Here is a 19777-nt window from a genome sequence, read left to right as displayed (position 1 = left end):
TAGTTTAGGTCTACCAGATCCTGTAAATGCTGACATTTTCATAATTTATATTTGGTTGGTTAGAATGGTTAGGATCAAATGCATAAAGCTGTACTATACTACACTATCCTACTACCAAAAGTAAGTAAATATTTTAGAATCCAAAATATATTTTCAGAATAAATAAATATTAAGATAAAATCAGCTGTGAGCTAGCCCTGTTAGTAGAAGGTTATGATAATCAAGGCGCTAAGGATCGACCTTACAATGAATTTCTACGAATCAGTTTATTCTCCATAATGTGTTTTACAGGCTTTCTGGATAAAACAAACTCAGCCGCCATTTCACCCATTTTAGCAAAATCAATAGAAAAGGTGGTAATTCCGTCAAAAATGATCTCTTTAACATTATCGTCGTTATGCGATAAAATACCTAAATCCTTACCCGGTTTTAATCCCTTAAGTTTAGAATCTTTAAGAATCTCCCACAATTCCAGATTATGGATAGTAAAATACACCTTATTCGGGGCTATGCTACCAGACTCATATTTACTTTTGATGATGCCATTGATGTCATAATCCTTTATAAATTGTTGAAATGAATCCAGCACATCATTTGGCTCTGCGGATTGCTGCTTGAAAAAGAATACAAACTGGTCAAATTCTTTAATGCGATCGGCCAGGGCTACAAAAGCCTGGTAAGAAGATTCCTTAAACTCCTGAACAATGTAAGAATGATCTTCATTTAAATTTAACTGCCTGTCTACAATAAGTAGTTTATTCATGGGCAATTGTTGCATCAAAGGTACAGCATCAGGCACATCAATGGGTGCGATCACGTACATGCCATATTTACCTTTGATGTTATTTATTGTACTTTCAAATACAGAAAAATTATTATGATGAAAAAAAACATCAACCTGGATATTTTCGCCGATCCTGTTTCTAAAGCTTTGATAAAACGTCTCCTGAAAGGTATCAAATGCATACAGCAATAAACACACTTTTAAATGCTGCTCCGTATCTTCCGTGGCAACAAAGTAACCTTTCCTGTTTTTAGATTCGATGATCCCTCTGCTTACAAGTTCTTTATATGCTTTGGCAATCGTTTCGCGAGCATAGCCGATTTCCGTGATCATCTTATTTACCGATGGCAAAGCATCTCCACGAACTAATATCTTTTGGTCCAAAGCATTGATGATTCCCTGTACAAGTTGTTCGTGTTTAGAAAATGTAGAGACCTCTTCTAAACCTTTAATTTCTTTAATTAATTGATGTAGCTTCATTCAGAAATGCGATAAAACAGCTGAGATTGATTGCGAACGTAATGATATTCGGCGGCTAATATATAAAAGTTTTTTTCATAATTGTTCCTTTATAAGCCTATTCAATTTACAACACAAGAAATATAGATATCTAAATACATAGAAATCTAAGCATATAGATGCCTCAAAAAGAACCAATTGCCAATGTGTGCAAACTAATTGGGACAGTATTTGTTGTTTGCTACAAGACCATTTTTAAATTGACCGCTTAAACCATTAACATTTCATGAAAAGCTTATTTTATGCGATACTACTGATCACTTCTATCAACTTTTCGTGTCAGAAATCCAGCAAATATCCGGCACTCTCCAATCAATTGGCAGATAGCATATCGAAGTTTGGCAATTCTGACATCAAATATGCGGGCAAATATGCGGTGTATGAAAATGTGACGTCTCAAGATGCCACAATCCAGGTAGACAAGGAATATACCAACACCTATTACCCCTGGAAAGTAAACTTAAACAAGCAAATGGTTGATGCCTTCCTGTCGCATCTGGAAAAAAACTTAAAGGTCGATTCTGTTTACAAAAGTTCGGCTGGAGAATTTCCGGACATAGAAGCCGAATTCGTTGAGGCGCATCAAAACTATGTGATGACTGATTTATTAAAATGTAAACTTGTAGGATACAATTTAACCAATGACCGCGGCGAAAAAATTATAATTGACGAAACCGATGTTAGCATCAACAAAAATGCGGGTGCCATTAGTTTTAATCCAGCCATATGGGATTTACAAAATCAAAGACTAAAAGGTAGTGTCACTTTAGAAATCTCCATTCCTTATCATATTGATAAAATTGAATTGAAACCCGGTGATCAACACAAAACATTTCCTTTTTCGGATACAAAAATTGAAATCATTGAACTGCAAAACAATGTATTACATTACAAAGTACAAAACGAAAAAGATTATGTTACAGAACCACTCGTTGACAACTGTAATGGCACCAAATCTATCTTAAGTTTTCCAGAATATTTTTATGATAAATTAAGAATGAAACCCAATTTATCCTTTAAAGAATTTGTAGCTGATTCGATCTACTTTGAATTGAATAAGCTTTGGAAAAAAGAAGTCAAAAATATTCATGTGATCTATTTCTATCAATGCAACCCTGACCTGATATATTTGTTTGGCTACAAAAAGTCTGAAATAGCGACCAAAAGAATTACCATTCCAATTGATGTAAAAATTATTTAAGTACCAGGCTGTACTATGTTTATCGCCATTTTGAATTTTTCAGGAGCAATATTATTCAAGAATGCTCCTGAAAAATTCGGAACGATGATGCATGCGGGTATACAATTACCAGTCTATAACCGGCACTTCTTAAAATTCTCTTTAAATATGAATACCTCCAGAAACTTCAATCCGCTGGCCATTGATCCATTTAGACTCATCTGTACAAAGGAAAGCAACCACACTACCAATATCATCAGGTAAACCGACCCTACCCAATGCAGTTTGAGAAGAGATCATTTGATTAATTCCCGAGATATCACGTACAGCACCATTTCCGAAGTCGGTAGCGATAGCTCCTGGAGCGATGGAATTTACCCTGATTTTTCTACTTCCCAATTCTAATGCCTGATATCTTGAAAGTGAATCAATTGCTGCTTTCATGGCACCATAGGCAGCATATCCAGGCATAGAGAATCTGGCCAATCCGGATGATGTATTCACGATGCTGCTACCATCTTTTAACAAAGGCAAAAGCTTCTGGGTAAGAAAATAAGGACCTTTAAAATGGATATTGGTCATCGCGTCCAATTGTTCTTCCGTGGTCTGCTCAAATTGTACATTGATGCCGACACCAGCATTATTTACCAATGCAGCTAATTTTTGGGCACCATATTGTGTATCTAAAATACCTTTTACCTCATTTACAAAATGATCAAAACCTGTTGTTGTCGCAATATCCAACTGCAAGGCATGTGCTTTTTGACCGGTAGCTTCGATCTCTTCCACAACTTCTTCTGCGTATTCTTTCTTGGTTTGATAAGTGATGATGATATCAAATCCCTTTTTTGCCAACTGTAAAGCCGAATCTTTACCCAGGCCACGACTTCCACCTGTCACTAAAGCTATTTTACTTTGATTATCTGCCATTTTTTTTGTTTTAAATTACTAAACAAAAATGGCAATGAAAAGCATTATGAAATTTGCGTAAATCAAAGAGATATTTGTAAAAATCAAACAATAAACATTTCTCTATACAACTGTGGCGACTGGCTGCTGTGCTTTTTAAAAAAATTAGAGAAATGTGCCACTTCTTCAAAACCAAGTGTAAATGCAATTTCAGAGATATTCCACTGCGTTTGTGTCAGCAATATTTTGGCTTCCTGAAAAATTCTGCTGCTGATAATTTCCCCGGTAGTTTTTCCAGTGTTTTCTTTCAGTACACGGTTCAAATGGTTGATGTGTATGCCTAAAGTACCGGCATAATCTGCTGGTGTTCTCAATTGTAAAAGCTGACTGATATTTTCAATAGGAAACTGCCGCTCAAGCAGTTCAATAAATAAGGTTGTCGTTCTTGCAGCAGCCGTTTTACCATTTTCAACTGGGAAGATAGGTTTTAACTTTTGCCCATAATGAATAAGTTCCATCAGATAATTTCGCAGCAAATCGTATTTATAGACGTAGTCAGAAGTTATTTCCGCATGCATATTTAGAAATACCTGATGAATCTGTTCATATTGAGCCGTTGAAATTTCATAAACAAAGTCACTCTGAGCTGAGAAAATAGGAAGCTGATCTACATCCATCCCCATAGCCGATTTTGATAAAAAATCCTTAGTAAAAACACAAAAATGCCCGGATTGTATCGGCCCCAAATGCGTGTAATTATAAGGAATTTTTGGCGAGGCAAACAAAACCGCACAATCTTTGATCTCTATTGTTTTATCGGCATATTCTACTTTATTGTGACCAGAAATTAAACTCACTTTATAATAAGTCCTTCTGTTGTACGGCATTTCAGTTTTAGCCTTTGCAGATCTGAATATCTCTGCTATATCAAACACATTAAAATGTCCGATGTCTTTATGGATATTTTCATTCAGAAAATGATCAATATCCGGGCAAGAATCACCCAAAATATCCTGGTAGAAATCTTTGATCGTTATCGCATTCATTGGCTTGCAAAAATCAAAGATACGGAACAAATGTGGTTTTTAACATCATAAGCTGCCGCCCCCTATGAAGAGCAGCGGCAACTTAAACTTATAAGCTATTTGATTACAAATAAGTGTAATCAAATATGCTAAATCATGTGCGGCAAAATTTGAAAGAGTTATTTGCCGGATTTCAAGGCCAGGTCGATCATAGCCGACAGCTCTGCAACCAAGTCCGCTTCATTTCCAGAAAATCCCGATGTCCTGAACCTTACACGGCCATCCCCATCGATCACAAGTTTGTAAGGGATTCCGCCTTCTGCTTTATAATTGGCATAAGCTTTATACATATTCAGATCATCCGTTCTCTCATCTAATAATACCTTGAAGGAATAGTTGTTTTTAACCATAAATTGCTTCACATTTTTCAAGGCGTCGCCTTGCTCCATCGTTGCAATAAACAAAAACTGAACGGAGGTATGATCACGGTAATGGTCTATTACTTTTTGCATCGCTGGGAAAGAAGCAATACAAGGCTTACACCAGGTTGCCCAGAAATCAAGAATGATCACTTTTCCTTTCAGTGCACCTTCTCCGATTGCCACAGAATTTCCGTTTAAATCTTTAAGACTAATCGAGTTTACAGGTTCATTGATTAGGTTTACTCTTACTTTTTCCAAAATTTCCGCTTGGCTCATAGTAGGCCCTGCAATAGCTTTAGGCAATTGATCTGGTTCTATTTTAACGGCTAATTTTGTGGCTTGCGGGCGCTTCGATTTGACATAATTGCCATCCGGAAAATTTCTGATCAGGAGTTGATCTAAAGAATCAGCCTGCTTTTTCCCGCCAAAATACGAGAGATACAACTGTGTCATCATCAGGTCCTCTTCCCGATCACTTTTAAAGGAATTCAAACGCTTAACTAAATCGACCTTATCTTCGCGATCCGGAGAATTAGCCAGCATATTGTAAAAAATGGACCGCAATGCCTGCTCACTTTCCGGGTGCACTTCCATTTCCTCCTTCATGTAAACAAGTGCCTGTTTATGATTTTTCTTTATTCCCGCAGCATCAGGGGGGCCAGCCCCCAACAGATCTGCCATACGCGCATAGGCAAATTGAATGGCTTTTCCTTGTTTATAAATTGGAAATAAATATCCTTTATTCTGGTTGTTATCGGTAGATTTAATATCTTCAGCATTGAAAACCAGACTCATCATTACAGCACTGTCTGGTATATTTAGACTTCCCTTCCAGCTTCGACCTTTGTGTTTCAATTGAAAATTTTCCATGGCCAACTGTTTCAACCGGTCATAAAAATACGCTCTTCCTGAAATCTGTCTGGCAGCAGAAAGTGTTGTGGAATCTGGAACATAAACTATATCTGTTTTTTTACCCTGCTCGGTATGAGCAGGAATTTTTAAGGCATTGTATTGTTGTGCAGAAACATTGAGCAGCAATAAACTGCTCATTACCGTAAGTATACTCTTCATTTTACGTAGTTTTAAATAGATAACTGTTCCCAATCTGGCAAAAGCTATAATGGCCGTTATTGATCCTGATCGGATATTTGATTTTGTCTTCACCATCACCGATGACAAGACAGACCGGTCTTTGTTGATCTCCCTGATACGAGAGTCGAAACCTGTCGTTTTGAATCAATACTGAACACAGAATTCCCTGACTCCCATTCTGTTCATTACATATCAGGTAAGCGCGCTGACCATTTTTCCCTGTTATGTTTCCGGTAAGCAAAAACACATTTAGAGCAGCTTTTGCAGCAATAAAAAGTAAAACCGCAATGATCAATAAGCAAAAAAACACATTCGTCACTTCTCCCCCTTATTTTAGCAATTCTGCAATTTTGGTTTCAAGCTCTTTATCTAACAGATTACTCGCTAAAATTTTGCCGTTCTGATCAATGATCACGTTTGCTGGAATGCCAAATATTGGGTATACCTTGGCAACACCACTACCAAACGCACGCAGATCTGATACATTAATCCAGTTAAATTTTTCTACCTCCGATGCTTTCTCCCAGTTGTATTTGTTGTCATCCATGGAGAATGAAACGATTTCGAGGCCTTTTGATTTATATTTCGAATACAATTGCTTTAATAAGGGTATTTCTTTACGGCATGGTCCGCACCAGGATGCCCAAAACTGTAGTAGCGTATATTTATTATTTTTAACTATAGGCGCGAGATTCATGCTTTCGCCTTTCAAATTAACTGCTGTAAAATCGGTAAACTGTTGCCCCAGCATCCCTTCATGTCTTCTGGCCAAAGCCGCAGCCTGCTGTTTTTCCATAGATCTTACCCTTCTCATCATGATCGTATTTTCTCCGACCTGCGGAGCAACTTTATTGATTATTTCCATCGTTTTAGCCGCATCAGGTTGCAGTTCGCACATGATGGCTGCCATAACTTTAACTTTTGGATCCGGATTGGATTTAACCAGATTGGCCAGATAACTACTCCTCAGGTCTTCCTTCTTTAAAAACGGTTCAATCATTTCCCACTCTTCTTTTGTACCTTTAATTGCAGCAATATTTCCACCTTTTGTCAGTTTTTTAAACAGGTCATCCGCAGCGATGAATGCTTTGTTTTTTAAAAAGCCATTCAATACCGTGGTGTATTTTCCACCTTCAGTTCCAAAGGTTCCGTCTACGGCCATGCTATACATTAAATGAGCAGGTTCTATGGCTACAGTACCGCCAAACTTTTTATCAATTTGGATTAAAGCCAGGCTGATCTCATCTACTGGTACGGAAATATGAAACTTTTCATTTTTTATTGTATCAGCAGCAAGATTTTGAATTGAGCCTTCAGTAAACCGGACTAACTCTACCTTTTGTCCATTTTTACCAGGTGCATTTCCCGAGATCGTAAACTTCTGTTGTGCAAAAACTTTGCTGGTTAAACTCATTGACAAAATGAGAACCAGGCATTTTAAATTTTTAATTGTTATCATAATTGCATGTTTTTAGCGTATACAAAGCACTCATCATCCTGATGATAAATTTATTACGCGACTTTCCGCTGCGCTTCAGGTCAGGATGACAAGCACTTAGTATAAGCTCTGTTTATATATTATTTAATTATTGTTATACGCGGTATTGCCGATGTTCTGGCTGATGCAGTTTACCTTGGATTTTGGATGATTTCTGGATTCAGGTCAATGTACTTTCTTCCAATGGGCAATACCGATCTTAAACTATTTGGAGGTAAAGTATAACTGGTTCCGTTAATGAAGTGGGTAACTGAAATATTATCGTTATCTATAATATTGTACCTTTTGATGTCAAACCATCTGATGCCGCTAAAGGCAAGTTCACGACGTCTTTCCTGCTTAACCAGTATCAGCGCCTGCGCCGGAGATGTAGCGGTTAGTAAGGTACTGCTCCCGGTTTTAAACCGACTTTTCCTTAGCGTATTTAAATCAGCCATTGCTTCACTCACTTTTTCGGTCCTGGCATAACACTCCGCTCGGGTCAACAACATTTCGGCAGTAGACAAACCTTTTGCCGGCGTTTTTCCAGACCAACCCGTACTGATAAATCCAAAGTTTAAACCAAAGGCAGCATCACTTGCAAACTTGGCTTTAAAACGAAGGTCATTTTGCTGATCATAAAGCCCAATCAATGCGTTACTTCCGTAAAAAAAGGATTCAGGGGAAGTTGGGCTTTTTAAAAGCAATACTTCTCTATTCTGTAGTCCAGTAAGCTCAGCAAGCGTACCTGGAAATGATTGTCCTGGAGCCAAAGTATTGTAATCAGTCAGGGTATTGTACAATTGGAGTGAACTGGTTGCATAGGTTAAGGCCGACTGGATATTGTTCATATATAGGTTAGTTCTTGCCAACAATGCATGACATGAAGCTTCTACAGGCCGGTAATTCAGGTTAAGCTGCGGTGTTGCAGGTAGTTTTCCCAAAGCCTCATTTAAGTCCTGCAAAATGTAATTGTATACTTCCTGTACACTCGCTCTAGGCAATTTCTCTTCAAAATCTAAGTTTTTTCGGATCGGCACCCCCGGATCAGTGGCTGCCGTTGCAGCTACGTACTGCCGGGCATATAAATTCACTAAAATCAGATAGGCATATGCACGATGAACTTTTGCTTCAGCGAGCAATTGGTTTTTCTCGGCATCAGTTCCACCCTCTGAATCCATGACCTCTTTAACAACCAGATTAGCCACATAGATTTGATTATACAAAGCTTCCCAATCCGGATCAGATTCGAAATCCTGATAAATGTGCTCGGCAAACATCAGTACATTTTGGGCTGCGGCTTTATAAAAACCAGCCGAAAAAGTATTGACCTCCATGTCATCCGACAGCAGTACATCGTTGCTAAAGCTTTGCGTGAAACCATTAGAGCTTCCCCTTGGTGAAATCTGATCCAGTAATAAACGATAGTCGTTGGTCTTTTGAGGAATAATTTTTCCTTTAGGCACAATATCCAGATACTTTTTACAGCCCGTTAAACTGATAGTAAGTACCAAAAGGAAACAGATATATTTTAAACTTCTCATATGCTTATGATTTAAAAGTTTGCTTTTAGAATGAGCGAATATTCAGGTGTTGGGGGCAAAATTGTCGTACTATTTTGCGTCGTAGTGGTAAAGTACTCCGGATCCAGGCCTGCTTTGTTAAATTTATAAGTGGCCAGATTTCTAACCTGCAGACCAATGGTAAATACAGACGAGGGATAGTTAGCTCTCGATTTTACCGGAAGTTTGTAATTGATCAACAACTCTCTGAACCGAATTATTGAAGCAGTTTCGACATTGACATCAGCATATTGCGTGTACTGATCATAAACATTCAGGCCAGTCAATACTGTTGGTGCCGCAGGCGTATTGGTAAACACCTCATCACCAGGCTTCATCCACCTTTTATCCCAGTCTGAGGAAATTTGCGATGCGCCTCCATAGGCCGTACTGTACTGAATTACCGGAACAAAGAAATGATGTCCCATTTTATAAGTAAAATTGGTGAGTAAAGAAAAACGTTTATAGCCAAACTCATTAATCAAAGCTCCATAATGCGGAGAGACAGCATTTCCCTGATAAATTAAGGCTAAAGGATTGGCCATTTCTGTTTTATACCCAACTGCTTCACCTTTTTCATTGTACACCTGGGGTGCCCCGGTGGCTGAAAGCCCGGCCCATTTATAACTGTATAAATAATTTAGTGGTAAACCGATCTGCGGTACACCAGCCAGATAAGAACCGACTGTTTTTTGTGGAAAATCGACCTTAGTAATCTTATTTTTATTGTAACTATAATTTAGGGTGGCCAACCATTTCAGTCCGTCACTTAAAATCAGGCCAGATAAGTTGACATCAATACCTGTATTTGTCAGACTAGCATAATTGATAAAAGCCGTATTAAACCCATAGGTCCCATTTACGGTAGCATTACCTAACAGGTCTGAACTACTGCGGTTGTAATATTCCAACGATCCCCTTAAACGCTGTTTCAGCATCGCAAAATCAAGTCCTAAATTGGCAACCTTTGTTTTTTCCCATCTTAGCAATGGATTGGTGGGATTGGACACGTAAGCATAAGGAAGGTTGTTTTGGGTATTGGTGGCCACATTGGCAATTAAAAAAGGGCTTGTAGATTTATTTACATTTCCATTGATGCCATAGGTTGCCCTTAAAATCAAACTATTAAAAATACCCATTTCAAAGAACCGCTCTTTGTGAAGCTGCCAACTCAAACCTGCAGACCATAACCAAACATTTTTGTACTGTTCGCTTGAACCGAAAAGATTGGTTTGATCAAGTCTCGCACTCGCATTTAGTGTATATTTATCATCATAGGTATAGCCGGCGTTGGTGTATATAGATACAAATCTGTTCAGATCGTCCTGAAAAACGGTTTCGTCAGGTATTAAATTTTGGGTATTCCCTCTCACATCGGTATAAAAAGCATTGTAATTTACGCGGGCAAATTGAAGACTTTGAGGGTCATAGCCATACTTAGTTTGATTGGAGGCTTTATTGCCAAGTTCTCTAACTTCAGTACCTGCAATGGCCGAAATGACATGCTTGCCATGCAAAAAATCTCCATCATATTTTAACATGCCCCGATAGGTCTGAGAATAAAAATCGTTGTTATACTCCTTATATATTCCACCTTTTGGAATGCCAGAAGTAAGGATTCCATTTTTTATTGTCGTGGCATAGTTTACACTGTTTCTAACCAGGTAAGTATCTTCGTTATAACTATTTTTGGTTATGGTATTGCCAGACTCATATTGATAGCCCAGATTTGCAGAAAGGCCCTTCAGAATTTCGTAATTTAAACCGGCTGTGACGTTGATGTTGCTGGTTTTTATCGTATTGTTTTTATTGTTAAATTCCTGCATCAGGTTATAATCCCAATTGTATGGATAGCCTGCGCTAACATAAGCCTGCTTGTCTCCCTGATAAAAGGTTTGGGCTTGAGGAATATATCCGCCATTGTCATCCAGAATGCGTTGGTATGGCAGCAGATTTTTCAAATCGGTATAATTCATTCCATTATTCAGACTGGTATTCATCGCATAATTCAATCCAACCTGTGCCCTTAGTTTTGAGGATATCGTCAGGGTTTCAAATAAATCCGTTACAAACCGTTTTGAATTGTTTTGCTTGAATTGGGCATTGGTGTTATCATAACTAAAAGAAGCCCTGTGTGTAGATTTTTCACCCCGGCCAGCAATTGCCAATGCATATTGCTCGCGGCTGGCTGAAGTCATGAACAAATCGCTAAACTCATCATAGGCATTGATACTTTTCAAGGGCTCAACCATCTGATTCGCATCTGCAGGATGGTTCAAGTACGCGTCAAGCACCGGAGAAATGGCCGAACGGGGAACCCCCGTGGTAAAGAGCGTGAGCTTATTGTCTACTTTAAATTTTTCAAATTCAATATAGGAAGCGCTGGATGCATAAGGTAGCTTATGGATATCGGCAGCAGGGGTAATGGAAAAAGTAGATGAAAAGTCGATATCGAGTGGCTTACGGCTTGAACGCCCTCTTTTCGTCTGAATGACAATTACCCCATTTGCGGCTCTTACTCCCCATATTGAAGCTGCAGAAGCATCTTTTAAAACGGTGATGCTTTCTACATCATTCGGATTAATGCTCTCTACATTTCGTTCAATAGGAAAACCGTCCAAAACAATCAGTGGGTCTTTATTGGAACTTGCGGCGATGGTACTTTGGCCGCGAATGGTTAGTTTACCATCGGCTCCGGTTAACAATCCGGTTACTTGTCCTTCCAGGTAAGTTAAAATATTGCTGTTACTGCGCTTGTCCAGATCTTCCTGTGTGACAAAGCCAAAAGAACCAGCGGCGCGCTCTTTAGGTAGGCGTTGATAACCCGTACTCACAATCACGTTAATTTCATCCAGTTTATTTGAAGCAAGCTCCATTTTAATGTCCGCCATTTTTGTACCTACCCTGACTTCCTGAGTCTTGTAACCAAGGAAACTGATTGTCAGTATGGCACGTTCATCAAGGCTATTCAAAATGTAGCGTCCATTAGCATCTGTAAGAGTCACTTTTGTAGTCCCCTTAACTTTAACGTTAGCCCCGACAAGCGCTTCTCCTTTTTCATTTAAGATTCGGCCGGTGACATTGATCAGTTTCAGGTAATCCGCAATATTTCCTAAAATCGATTTCTCTTTAGCTTGAACAATAATGGTTTTGTCCTTTATTACATAAGTCAAATCACTTCCTTGGAGTGCAGTGTCCATTACTGTCGTCAGTGTTGCATTTGAAAAACCTGCGGCTATGATTTTATCAGTACTGATTTTATCAGCCGGAAGTAATACATTATAGCCCGTCTGCGTACTAATTTCCTTGATGAGCCTTTCAAGTGTTATCTTTTGACGACGCAGCGTGACACGCTGCGCGAAAGATACTGCACTAACCTGCATCATGGAAACGATTAATATAATGGTGGTTAACTTCATTATTAAAAACGGTTTATACATGCAACGCCAGTTGCACATAATTTTAGTATAAATTTTATACATTTGATTGTCTTGTTAATCGTGAAAAATTGTTGCTCAATGATTCTCAGCCTTTATTGGCTTTAAGTTTAACGGACATCAGAAAGGGGGTGTGTCCAGCACTCCTTTTCTTCTCTGCCAAACTCTTGAATAAGTCAGGTTTCTTTTTTCTGGTCTTTCATTTTTAATTGTTTAGTTAAGTTGATTTTTGAATTTAAAGCGTTGGTTAGCCGCCTCAGTTCCTGATTACTGTAATTTCTTTTCCTTTTACCTCAAACTTCACCTCTTTTGTCAACGCGATCATTTCCAAAACCGCTGCTACATTAGCAAAACGACTTACCGTTCCGAAAAACTTAATATTTCTCACTGAAGGATCGCTATATTTCACGTCAATGGGATACCATCTGGAAAGCTTGCGCATAACCACGTCCATTGGTTCGTTATTGAACATGAAATTTCCATTTTTCCAGGAAATGACATCATCTGTCTGCACTTCAGCAACTTTGATGGAAGTATGGTCTAGTAATGACTGCTGGCCTGGCTTTAACAGCACCTCAGCATTACCTTTCCTTTCATCCCGGCGCAAGCCGGGATCTCCTCCTTGCATGATGGCCCTATTTGTAACGCGAACACTGCCCTCTAATAAAGTAGTTTTGGTGTTATTTTCATCTGCATAACTGTTGATATTAAAATGCGTGCCCAGTACCGTCACCTCCTGGTCTTTTGATTTTACAATAAATGGGTGAGCCTTATCTTTAGACACCTCAAAATAAGCTTCGCCATTTAGCTCCACAACCCTGGATGAGCGTTTAGAAAATTTTGCCGGGAATTTCAAAGATGAAGCGGCATTAAGCCAAACGGCAGTTCCATCCGAAAAGCGCACCTGGTAGGTTTCGCCTATGGTTGTAGCAATTGTATTGATCTGATCTGTTTCTGCCGCAGCATTTTGAACCTCGTAAACCAATTTACCATCAGTAGTTTTGACAATAACAACGCCGGCCTCTTTAGCCAGATTCCCGTTCGCTGATTCAGATAGTTTTATTTTCCTACCATCTGCTAAGGTTAAAGTAGCCGCATTTGTTCCTGGCAAAATATTGTTCACGGTGGAAATTGACTGGTCCAGATCCGGTTGAGCTGCATCCAGATAAAAGCGCAGCGCCATTCCCGAAATCAAGAGGATTAAAGCTGCAACAGCTACCCATTTATAGGTAAACCACGATTGGTACCCTATTACAGGTTTTACTTCTGGATCAATCACGTGATGAATCCGGTTGAGCAGCATTTTCATGGCTTTTTCTTCCTCGTCTGCGGACATGCCATCTGTATATAAAGGGGCCTCTTCAAAGGAATTGTACCATTGATCCAGTTTTTGTAAATCTTGCGCACTGGCTTCATTACGCTTTGATCGTGCGATGATTTCCAATAGCTGTTGTTCCTGATCTCTTTTATTGCTCCCCATATTATTAAGTACACGAACAAAAAACGCAAGTGTTCTATGCATTAAGCAAAATATTATTCAATATACTGAAATACAGTGAATTAAATTTAAAAATTAAGAACTCAAGAAGATGAGCAAACAGACAGCCAGTACATCAATCTGCTGGTCTTTAAAATCTTTACGCAAAATAGTCAGCGCCTTGTGCATGTGTTTTTTTACTGTGCTTACGGCAATCCCGGTACGTTCAGAAATTTCCTGGTTGGACAATTGTTCAAATCTGCTCATCAAAAAAACCTCCCGGCATTTATCAGGCAATTGATCCGCAGCCTTTCTAATTTTTTCACGCAACTCCTTATATTCAAATTCCTGATCAGGTTGTAAAGGTAAATGCTCCTGCTGGTCCATTACACTTTCCAGGTGACTCTCTTTTAGCTTCTGCGAACGGAAAGCATCTATTATCCGATATTTAATTGCAATCTTAAGATAAGCTTCCAGTGATGATTTGGGTTGAATCTGACTTCTTCTCAGGTATAGATTCACAAAAACATCCTGTACCACTTCTTCTGCATCTTCTTTTGATTTAAGGCGTTGAAAAGCTGCATTAATCGAGGTTCTCCAGTAACGTTTGTAAATCTCATTAAATGCCAGATGATCTCCGTCTCTGAGATATTCAGTGAGTTCCTGATCACTTAATGACTTATAATCGACCATAGCAATGCCTGCGTAATATTCTCTAAACTATGGGCAATAGTAACTAATTATTTTTGATTTTTACACTCAGAAATGAAGATGAGCAAATTTGACATAAAAAAATCTTTATGCTTAGATATCTAAACATAAAGATTCAAAATGGTTGAAATTAGCTAGCTCGGGATTATAATGTTGCCCGGTTTACATAGTTTACACTACACATACCAGAAACAACAGTGATCCTTAATGTATGCAGACTATTAGTGGCAAACACTTTTGAGCCAATATCATAAGTAGACCAAACACCATTCCCTGTAATGGGCAGGCTTACAGCAGGTAAATCTAAGCCATCTATTGAAATTTTAACCGTTGTAAGTTGACTGGATGAATACCGGATCTGATATTTAGAGTTCGGCACCATCGGTATCTCCTTCCATTCCAACCATTCATTAGCCTGGGCTGCAGTCACATGCCAGCCTCCACCGGCATCTGCGGTTTTGACAACATCAATATTTCCGTTGCGGAATATTCCGTTGTTACCTGGAGTAACATCATAGAAATAATCACAGGCTTCGGCTTCCAGCTTTAAGGTTGCTGGATAAGCCTGCTGGGTATATCTGCGTAAAATATTAATCCGTTGATTTGGATAATCGTAATAAAGAGTGTCGTTACTTCGCCATAATGCAGCACTTTCCGCCGCATCAGTAAAACCCTCTATTAAGGTTAATTTCGCACCTGCATTGACTGTATTTTCCAAGCCAGTAATCAATGTTTGCCCATGGTTGGGATTAATGTAGCTGGAGATACCGGAATATTGAAACTGAGGCACAGCACATCCGATTTTCACATTGTTAAATGTCCTTAATGACCATGAACCAGGCGGCACAAACCAATTGTGAACAGCGTCAACAATCAATGGGTCATTGCAGGTAACATCCCGAACCAGCCAGGACTGATCCACAATCAAGTAAGGGGTAAAACCAAATGTCGCCAGACATTTGGTCCGGATGTATTGCAAAATAGGTTTTAAATTGCCTGCCTGATTGGTCAGGAAAGGCGCATTGGCGCTCCAGAATATGATCACTGGCTTTCCATCTAGTTTAAACCTTTTGGCATCTGGTACTTTCTCAAAGCATAGTTTAATGTTATAATCCCAGATGTATTTGTAATTGGTGGTATCGGCACAATCAAATGGTGGATTATACCCGTATCCGCTTCCCTTGTCTTTATTTCTGTTGGCCGTCCAGGAAGCCGGTGTATCATCAAATATGGCGATCTTAAAAGCATTTCCTAAGCCCCGCCTATCCATAGCAGCACATAAATTGGCGAGCTTATTTGGATCACCTGCATCTATATTGGGGTAACTTGCAATAAATCCACGATCGATCGGTGCAATATAATCAACACCGCTCGCGGCCACTTCCTCCACCATATTGTCCCACCATTCGGCTTCGGTTGTATTGGATAAGAAGAAAGATTTGTTATACGGATATTGTGCACCCCCAGCACGTTCTGCCCCATTATAGCAGAGGGTAACGCCCAGATATCCTGTAGCGTTGCTGACTAAGGTACCCGCCCTGGCCGTTGCTGTTTGCAGCTGATTGACCGTATTTTGTTCTATTGTCTTTCTGCATGCAGAAAAAGAAAACAGGGTCAATAATAAACCCATTAAGATTGTATTTTTCATCGCTTAAAATATTTGGTTAGTAAAGTTTAGGATAGTGTTGAAAAATGAGCCCTCTTTTGATTGGTGATGCTGGCCCTTGCAATAAATCAGGATCAAATTCTCTACGAACTTGATCCTGACACTATGGTGCTTGTAAGGCCGAATCCATTTCAAAAAGGAACTCAGGCTGACTCGAAGTAAAATGGCCGCTAAACTGCCAGTTACCACCACCTTGAATTACCTTGATGACAATCTGGTTCCAGCCCTGGTGAAATTTAAGGGCATGAGCAACAGTTTTCCCTCCTTCTATTGGACCTGTTCTTATGTTTTTAGCGACCTGCTTGCCATTAAGCCAGATTTTGGCCGCATCGTCTACAGATACCTCTAAATCTACTACAGGCATATTGGGTTCAATCAAAAGATCATCCAAAGGTCTGGGACTGAATACCCAAAAACTAAAGTAAGCTTCAGCATCCTGCATTGGCCCTTCCATTTTCAGTTTTTTCAGATCGAACATTCCGTTCTCACTATTGACTTTCGTCCAGCTTTTGGACAGCATTTTGCTATCTTCTGTCACTTTACCTAAGGAGTTGGCATCTAAAATCTCTTTTTCTCCGGCCTCATTTACAGAAGCAATCGGGAAACTCCCCAGCATCAATCCAGAAACGATTCCACCGGTTTTAAGTACGGGTTTGCCGTCTTGGTTGATCTTTTTTAGACTTAAGCCCAGGTTACTCAACAAAGTACTGGTCACATGCTCCGCTTTTGAAGTCCTTGGTTCTACAGAAAGTGTCGTAATCAATAACCTGCCTTTACCTATTTCCTTTTTGATCAAAGCAGCGCCAGATGGTTTACTTTCCAATTCCGTTCTTAAAATCATTGCTGTTTTGGCATACTCGGCTTGTTTATTCCACTTTTGCCAATCCGTATCATTCGCTTTAAGTAAAACCACACTTTGTTCAACAATTGGTCCGGCAAGACAATTGGTCACTGCCGTTGATGGTTTTAGCTCAGAAAAGTAAAGATCTTTAGCGGTTAGTCCGAAGGTCACAGGATCTTTTACCACAGGTAACAAAGAGGAGGCTACACGATTGTTAAGCGCTAGTTTTGCTGGTAAAATCGCGTTGAGTTCTTTCTGCTTTTCTACTGTTGGATTAAGTACCAAAACGGTTCCTCCCTCAGCATACACTTTATTAATTAAGGTTAACTGATTAACTCCCGGTGGGTTGGCACCATCTACGATCAACAAAGCTGGAATTTCTGATTCGTTTATCCGTTCTGTATTGACTCCGATTAATTTCAGTTTCAAAGCCAATGTGCTACCGTTCCCACCTATGATTTTTACAGATTTAACTGCTTGGGGAGCTAAAACTGGTTCTTCAACTTTTTTTACAGTTGTCCACTTGGTAGGTTTGACCGGGTCAGCGCTTGCATCTCTGATCGCGTCAAACAATGGCCAGGTTTCATACAAGGGCAATGCACTATCATACCCAGGATTTAGCGTAGTTGTATATGGCCCAAGGCGCTCAGGCTGCACGCCAGGCTTACCTTCAATAAAAGAAGTAAAAAAGATGCCATCTGTTAAAGTAGGCGCCTTTGTTTTATCTTTTAGTCCCAAAGGAAGTGGCTTAAGGCCGTACCATGCCAGGTTAAATACACTGCGGTAGGCTGCTTTATATTTTGCCTGAGCAACCAATGAGGCATAAGAAGAGGCAGCAACGCCCTCCATTCGGCCTTCAAATGATTCATAAGCGCGGTTTCCATTGCTTTCTGAGACTTGTTCTGGTGTTCCGTAATAAGCGTTACCAGCTTCTCCTACTCCCCATGCTTTCCCGCTGTTTTGAGCGCTGTTCATTGCTTCATTGCCACCATAATGCACCAGGTAGACAGGTAAATGACCTTCCCCATCATCTTCCCCGTCCGCGGAAATCCAGGGACGTGTAGGATCTAATTTACGGCAGATGTCCGCCCAAATTGTATAATGTTTAACCAAATTTTCTTTCATGCCCGGAGGGTTTCGCATTACGCCACGAACAATTGGCATCACTTCGTTAGAAATGCTCCATCCAATTACACTCGGGTGGCTTCTATCTCTCAGAATCAATTCCTGAAGATGATTTTCGGAATCCCTCCAATAAGCCGGATCATCCAATTTAGGTCCACCATCACTTGCCCAAACGGCAGTTTCATCCAGTACCAGGATACCCATTTCATCAGCTACATCCAGGTAAAATGAAGGGTAAGGTTGCGCATGGAGGCGTACCGCATTTAAATTCGCAGCGCGCATGGCGGTATACCAGGCGTAAGGATATCTGCGTGTCATTTGCGGAATACCCATGAAATGCCAGGAATCTCCTTTCATCACAAAAGGCTTTCCGTTCAGTAAAAAATCTCCGCCTTTCAGGGCAGTTTGCCTCCAGCCGAAACGACTATATTTGCTATCTACAACTTTGCTTTCAGCACTGGTTTTAATTACCAAGCCGTATAAATTTGGCGCCGTAGGACCCCAGGTATTCAGCTTACCATTTACTAATGCAGACAGCGTTACCTTTGCTGTCCCCTTAGCCGGTACTTCAACTGAAACCGCAGCAATACGCAATGCTGATTTAGTTTCTAAAGTAGAACTTGGCGTAGGAGCATTTAAAACATCCTTACCTGCTTTAGAAATCCATTTATATACGTCTCCGTTTAAGGTGACTGTTTTTTTCTGAGCAGTAGTATTGATCAGCATAACCTCAGCTTCTAGTTTATTCTGATCCAGTAATGGTTTCACATATACATCAGTGATTCTGATTTCTGGCACAGCCAAGAGATAAACATCCTGCCAGATTCCGGCAATATGCTGTCCCCAGAATGAGCCAGCTTGATAAGTTCTGCGCCCATAATCACTTCGTTTATCAAACAGAGAAGGTTTTCTTACCCCTATGGTCAATTCATTTTCTTTACCAAAAGCAACAGCTTCAGTCACATCGACATCGAATGGAAGGAAAATCCCAAAATGCTGCCCTACTTCTTTTCCATTCAGCAAAATTTTCGCATCTCCGGCCAATGCTTCAAAATGAAGTAAAATCCGCTGACCTTTCCAGGTCGCAGGGACATTCACAGTTTTGCGAAGCCAACCCATTTTTACACCTTCCCAGCTTTTCGGGTAGCTGGGATAAGTTCTGAAATCTCCACCTTGACCATCTTTGTCGGCAAAACTATTGACGTTCCATGGAGAAGGAATTCTGATCGGTGTTTTTTCCCAGTTACCGGTTTTTGCATCTGTAAGCTTGGGTGTAGGATCTATACCCTCTTTAAAATTCTGAGGCAAATCTACTGGTTGAAATTGCCAGGATCCGTTTAAACAGATTTCTTGCCGGTAAGGTTTTTCCGCCGGCTTAACCAAATTTTCTGTTGGTGCAAATTCTACAGTAAAGGTTTTACTCTTGTCCTGGGTGTAACCTACAAAAGGAAAAATAAGCAGGGCAATAGCCCCACTTAATTTGTTTTTTATCATTTTCATTTAATTTACATCAAAAGGCATCAGCAATCTATACATTCAGTTTGTTGACA

The 19777-nt window shown here is 39.8% G+C and carries 13 protein-coding genes; 1 reads left to right on the top strand and 12 read right to left on the bottom strand.

Annotated elements, in window-relative coordinates; all coding sequences use genetic code 11:
- Positions 1–241: 241 nt before the first annotated feature.
- A complete protein-coding gene (locus IM797_RS17350) occupies positions 242–1264 on the bottom strand; it encodes a GntR family transcriptional regulator (RefSeq protein ID WP_194128423.1) in 1023 nt (340 codons plus the stop codon).
- Between the two features lie 265 nt (positions 1265–1529).
- Between IM797_RS17350 and IM797_RS17345 the strand changes: the two genes are divergently transcribed.
- Positions 1530–2504 carry a hypothetical protein gene (locus tag IM797_RS17345; RefSeq protein WP_194128422.1) on the top strand — a complete coding sequence of 325 codons (975 nt, stop codon included), beginning with the start codon at positions 1530–1532 and terminating at the stop codon, positions 2502–2504.
- A gap of 141 nt (positions 2505–2645) precedes the next feature.
- Here IM797_RS17345 and IM797_RS17340 read toward each other — a convergent pair whose 3' ends face one another.
- From IM797_RS17340 to IM797_RS17290, 11 genes are all read right to left on the bottom strand, one after another.
- Positions 2646–3413 (bottom strand): SDR family NAD(P)-dependent oxidoreductase, encoded by a 768-nt coding sequence (locus IM797_RS17340; RefSeq protein ID WP_194128421.1) that lies wholly within the window; start codon positions 3411–3413, stop codon positions 2646–2648.
- Positions 3414–3496: 83 nt separating this feature from the next.
- Positions 3497–4438: an AraC family transcriptional regulator gene (locus tag IM797_RS17335; protein WP_194128420.1), complete on the bottom strand. Its 942-nt coding sequence runs from the start codon at positions 4436–4438 to the stop codon at positions 3497–3499.
- A gap of 158 nt (positions 4439–4596) precedes the next feature.
- Entirely contained in the window at positions 4597–5910 is a 1314-nt protein-coding gene (locus IM797_RS17330) for a TlpA disulfide reductase family protein (protein ID WP_194128419.1), read from the bottom strand.
- Position 5911: 1 nt separating this feature from the next.
- Positions 5912–6250 carry a hypothetical protein gene (locus IM797_RS17325; RefSeq protein WP_194128418.1) on the bottom strand — a complete coding sequence of 113 codons (339 nt, stop codon included), beginning with the start codon at positions 6248–6250 and terminating at the stop codon, positions 5912–5914.
- A gap of 9 nt (positions 6251–6259) precedes the next feature.
- Complete coding sequence (locus IM797_RS17320) at positions 6260–7390, bottom strand: TlpA disulfide reductase family protein (RefSeq protein WP_194128417.1); 1131 nt, start codon at positions 7388–7390, stop codon at positions 6260–6262.
- 170 nt (positions 7391–7560) lie between these two features.
- Positions 7561–8952 (bottom strand): RagB/SusD family nutrient uptake outer membrane protein, encoded by a 1392-nt coding sequence (locus IM797_RS17315; RefSeq protein WP_194128416.1) that lies wholly within the window; start codon positions 8950–8952, stop codon positions 7561–7563.
- Positions 8953–8963: 11 nt separating this feature from the next.
- Positions 8964–12389 carry a SusC/RagA family TonB-linked outer membrane protein gene (locus IM797_RS17310; RefSeq protein ID WP_194128415.1) on the bottom strand — a complete coding sequence of 1142 codons (3426 nt, stop codon included), beginning with the start codon at positions 12387–12389 and terminating at the stop codon, positions 8964–8966.
- A 274-nt stretch (positions 12390–12663) separates the two neighbouring features.
- On the bottom strand, positions 12664–13929 hold the full coding sequence (locus IM797_RS17305; RefSeq protein ID WP_194128414.1) for a FecR family protein: 1266 nt from the start codon (positions 13927–13929) through the stop codon (positions 12664–12666).
- A gap of 51 nt (positions 13930–13980) precedes the next feature.
- Positions 13981–14577: an RNA polymerase sigma factor gene (locus IM797_RS17300; RefSeq protein ID WP_194128413.1), complete on the bottom strand. Its 597-nt coding sequence runs from the start codon at positions 14575–14577 to the stop codon at positions 13981–13983.
- 163 nt (positions 14578–14740) lie between these two features.
- Complete coding sequence (locus tag IM797_RS17295; protein WP_194128412.1) at positions 14741–16243, bottom strand: DUF5010 domain-containing protein; 1503 nt, start codon at positions 16241–16243, stop codon at positions 14741–14743.
- 121 nt (positions 16244–16364) lie between these two features.
- Positions 16365–19721 (bottom strand): glycoside hydrolase family 2 protein, encoded by a 3357-nt coding sequence (locus IM797_RS17290; RefSeq protein ID WP_194128411.1) that lies wholly within the window; start codon positions 19719–19721, stop codon positions 16365–16367.
- Positions 19722–19777: the final 56 nt, after the last annotated feature.

Origin of the sequence: Pedobacter sp. MC2016-24, assembly GCF_015223055.1 — a bacterium.
GTDB lineage: Bacteria > Bacteroidota > Bacteroidia > Sphingobacteriales > Sphingobacteriaceae > Pedobacter.
The sequence above is the reverse complement of the archived record's forward strand: the minus strand, read 5'-3'. Positions and strand labels throughout refer to the sequence as shown.

Excerpts from the sequence above, each read along its gene's own strand:
- IM797_RS17300 (WP_194128413.1), bottom strand. The coding sequence starts at position 14,577 with ATGGTCGATTATAAGTCATTAAGTGATCAGGAACTCACTGAATATCTC.
- IM797_RS17340 (WP_194128421.1), bottom strand. The coding sequence starts at position 3,413 with ATGGCAGATAATCAAAGTAAAATAGCTTTAGTGACAGGTGGAAGTCGT.
- IM797_RS17305 (WP_194128414.1), bottom strand. The coding sequence starts at position 13,929 with ATGCATAGAACACTTGCGTTTTTTGTTCGTGTACTTAATAATATGGGG.
- IM797_RS17350 (WP_194128423.1), bottom strand. The coding sequence starts at position 1,264 with ATGAAGCTACATCAATTAATTAAAGAAATTAAAGGTTTAGAAGAGGTC.
- IM797_RS17315 (WP_194128416.1), bottom strand. The coding sequence starts at position 8,952 with ATGAGAAGTTTAAAATATATCTGTTTCCTTTTGGTACTTACTATCAGT.
- IM797_RS17295 (WP_194128412.1), bottom strand. The coding sequence starts at position 16,243 with ATGAAAAATACAATCTTAATGGGTTTATTATTGACCCTGTTTTCTTTT.
- IM797_RS17330 (WP_194128419.1), bottom strand. The coding sequence starts at position 5,910 with ATGAAGAGTATACTTACGGTAATGAGCAGTTTATTGCTGCTCAATGTT.
- IM797_RS17335 (WP_194128420.1), bottom strand. The coding sequence starts at position 4,438 with ATGAATGCGATAACGATCAAAGATTTCTACCAGGATATTTTGGGTGAT.
- IM797_RS17345 (WP_194128422.1), top strand. The coding sequence starts at position 1,530 with ATGAAAAGCTTATTTTATGCGATACTACTGATCACTTCTATCAACTTT.
- IM797_RS17310 (WP_194128415.1), bottom strand. The coding sequence starts at position 12,389 with ATGAAGTTAACCACCATTATATTAATCGTTTCCATGATGCAGGTTAGT.
- IM797_RS17290 (WP_194128411.1), bottom strand. The coding sequence starts at position 19,721 with ATGATAAAAAACAAATTAAGTGGGGCTATTGCCCTGCTTATTTTTCCT.
- IM797_RS17320 (WP_194128417.1), bottom strand. The coding sequence starts at position 7,390 with ATGATAACAATTAAAAATTTAAAATGCCTGGTTCTCATTTTGTCAATG.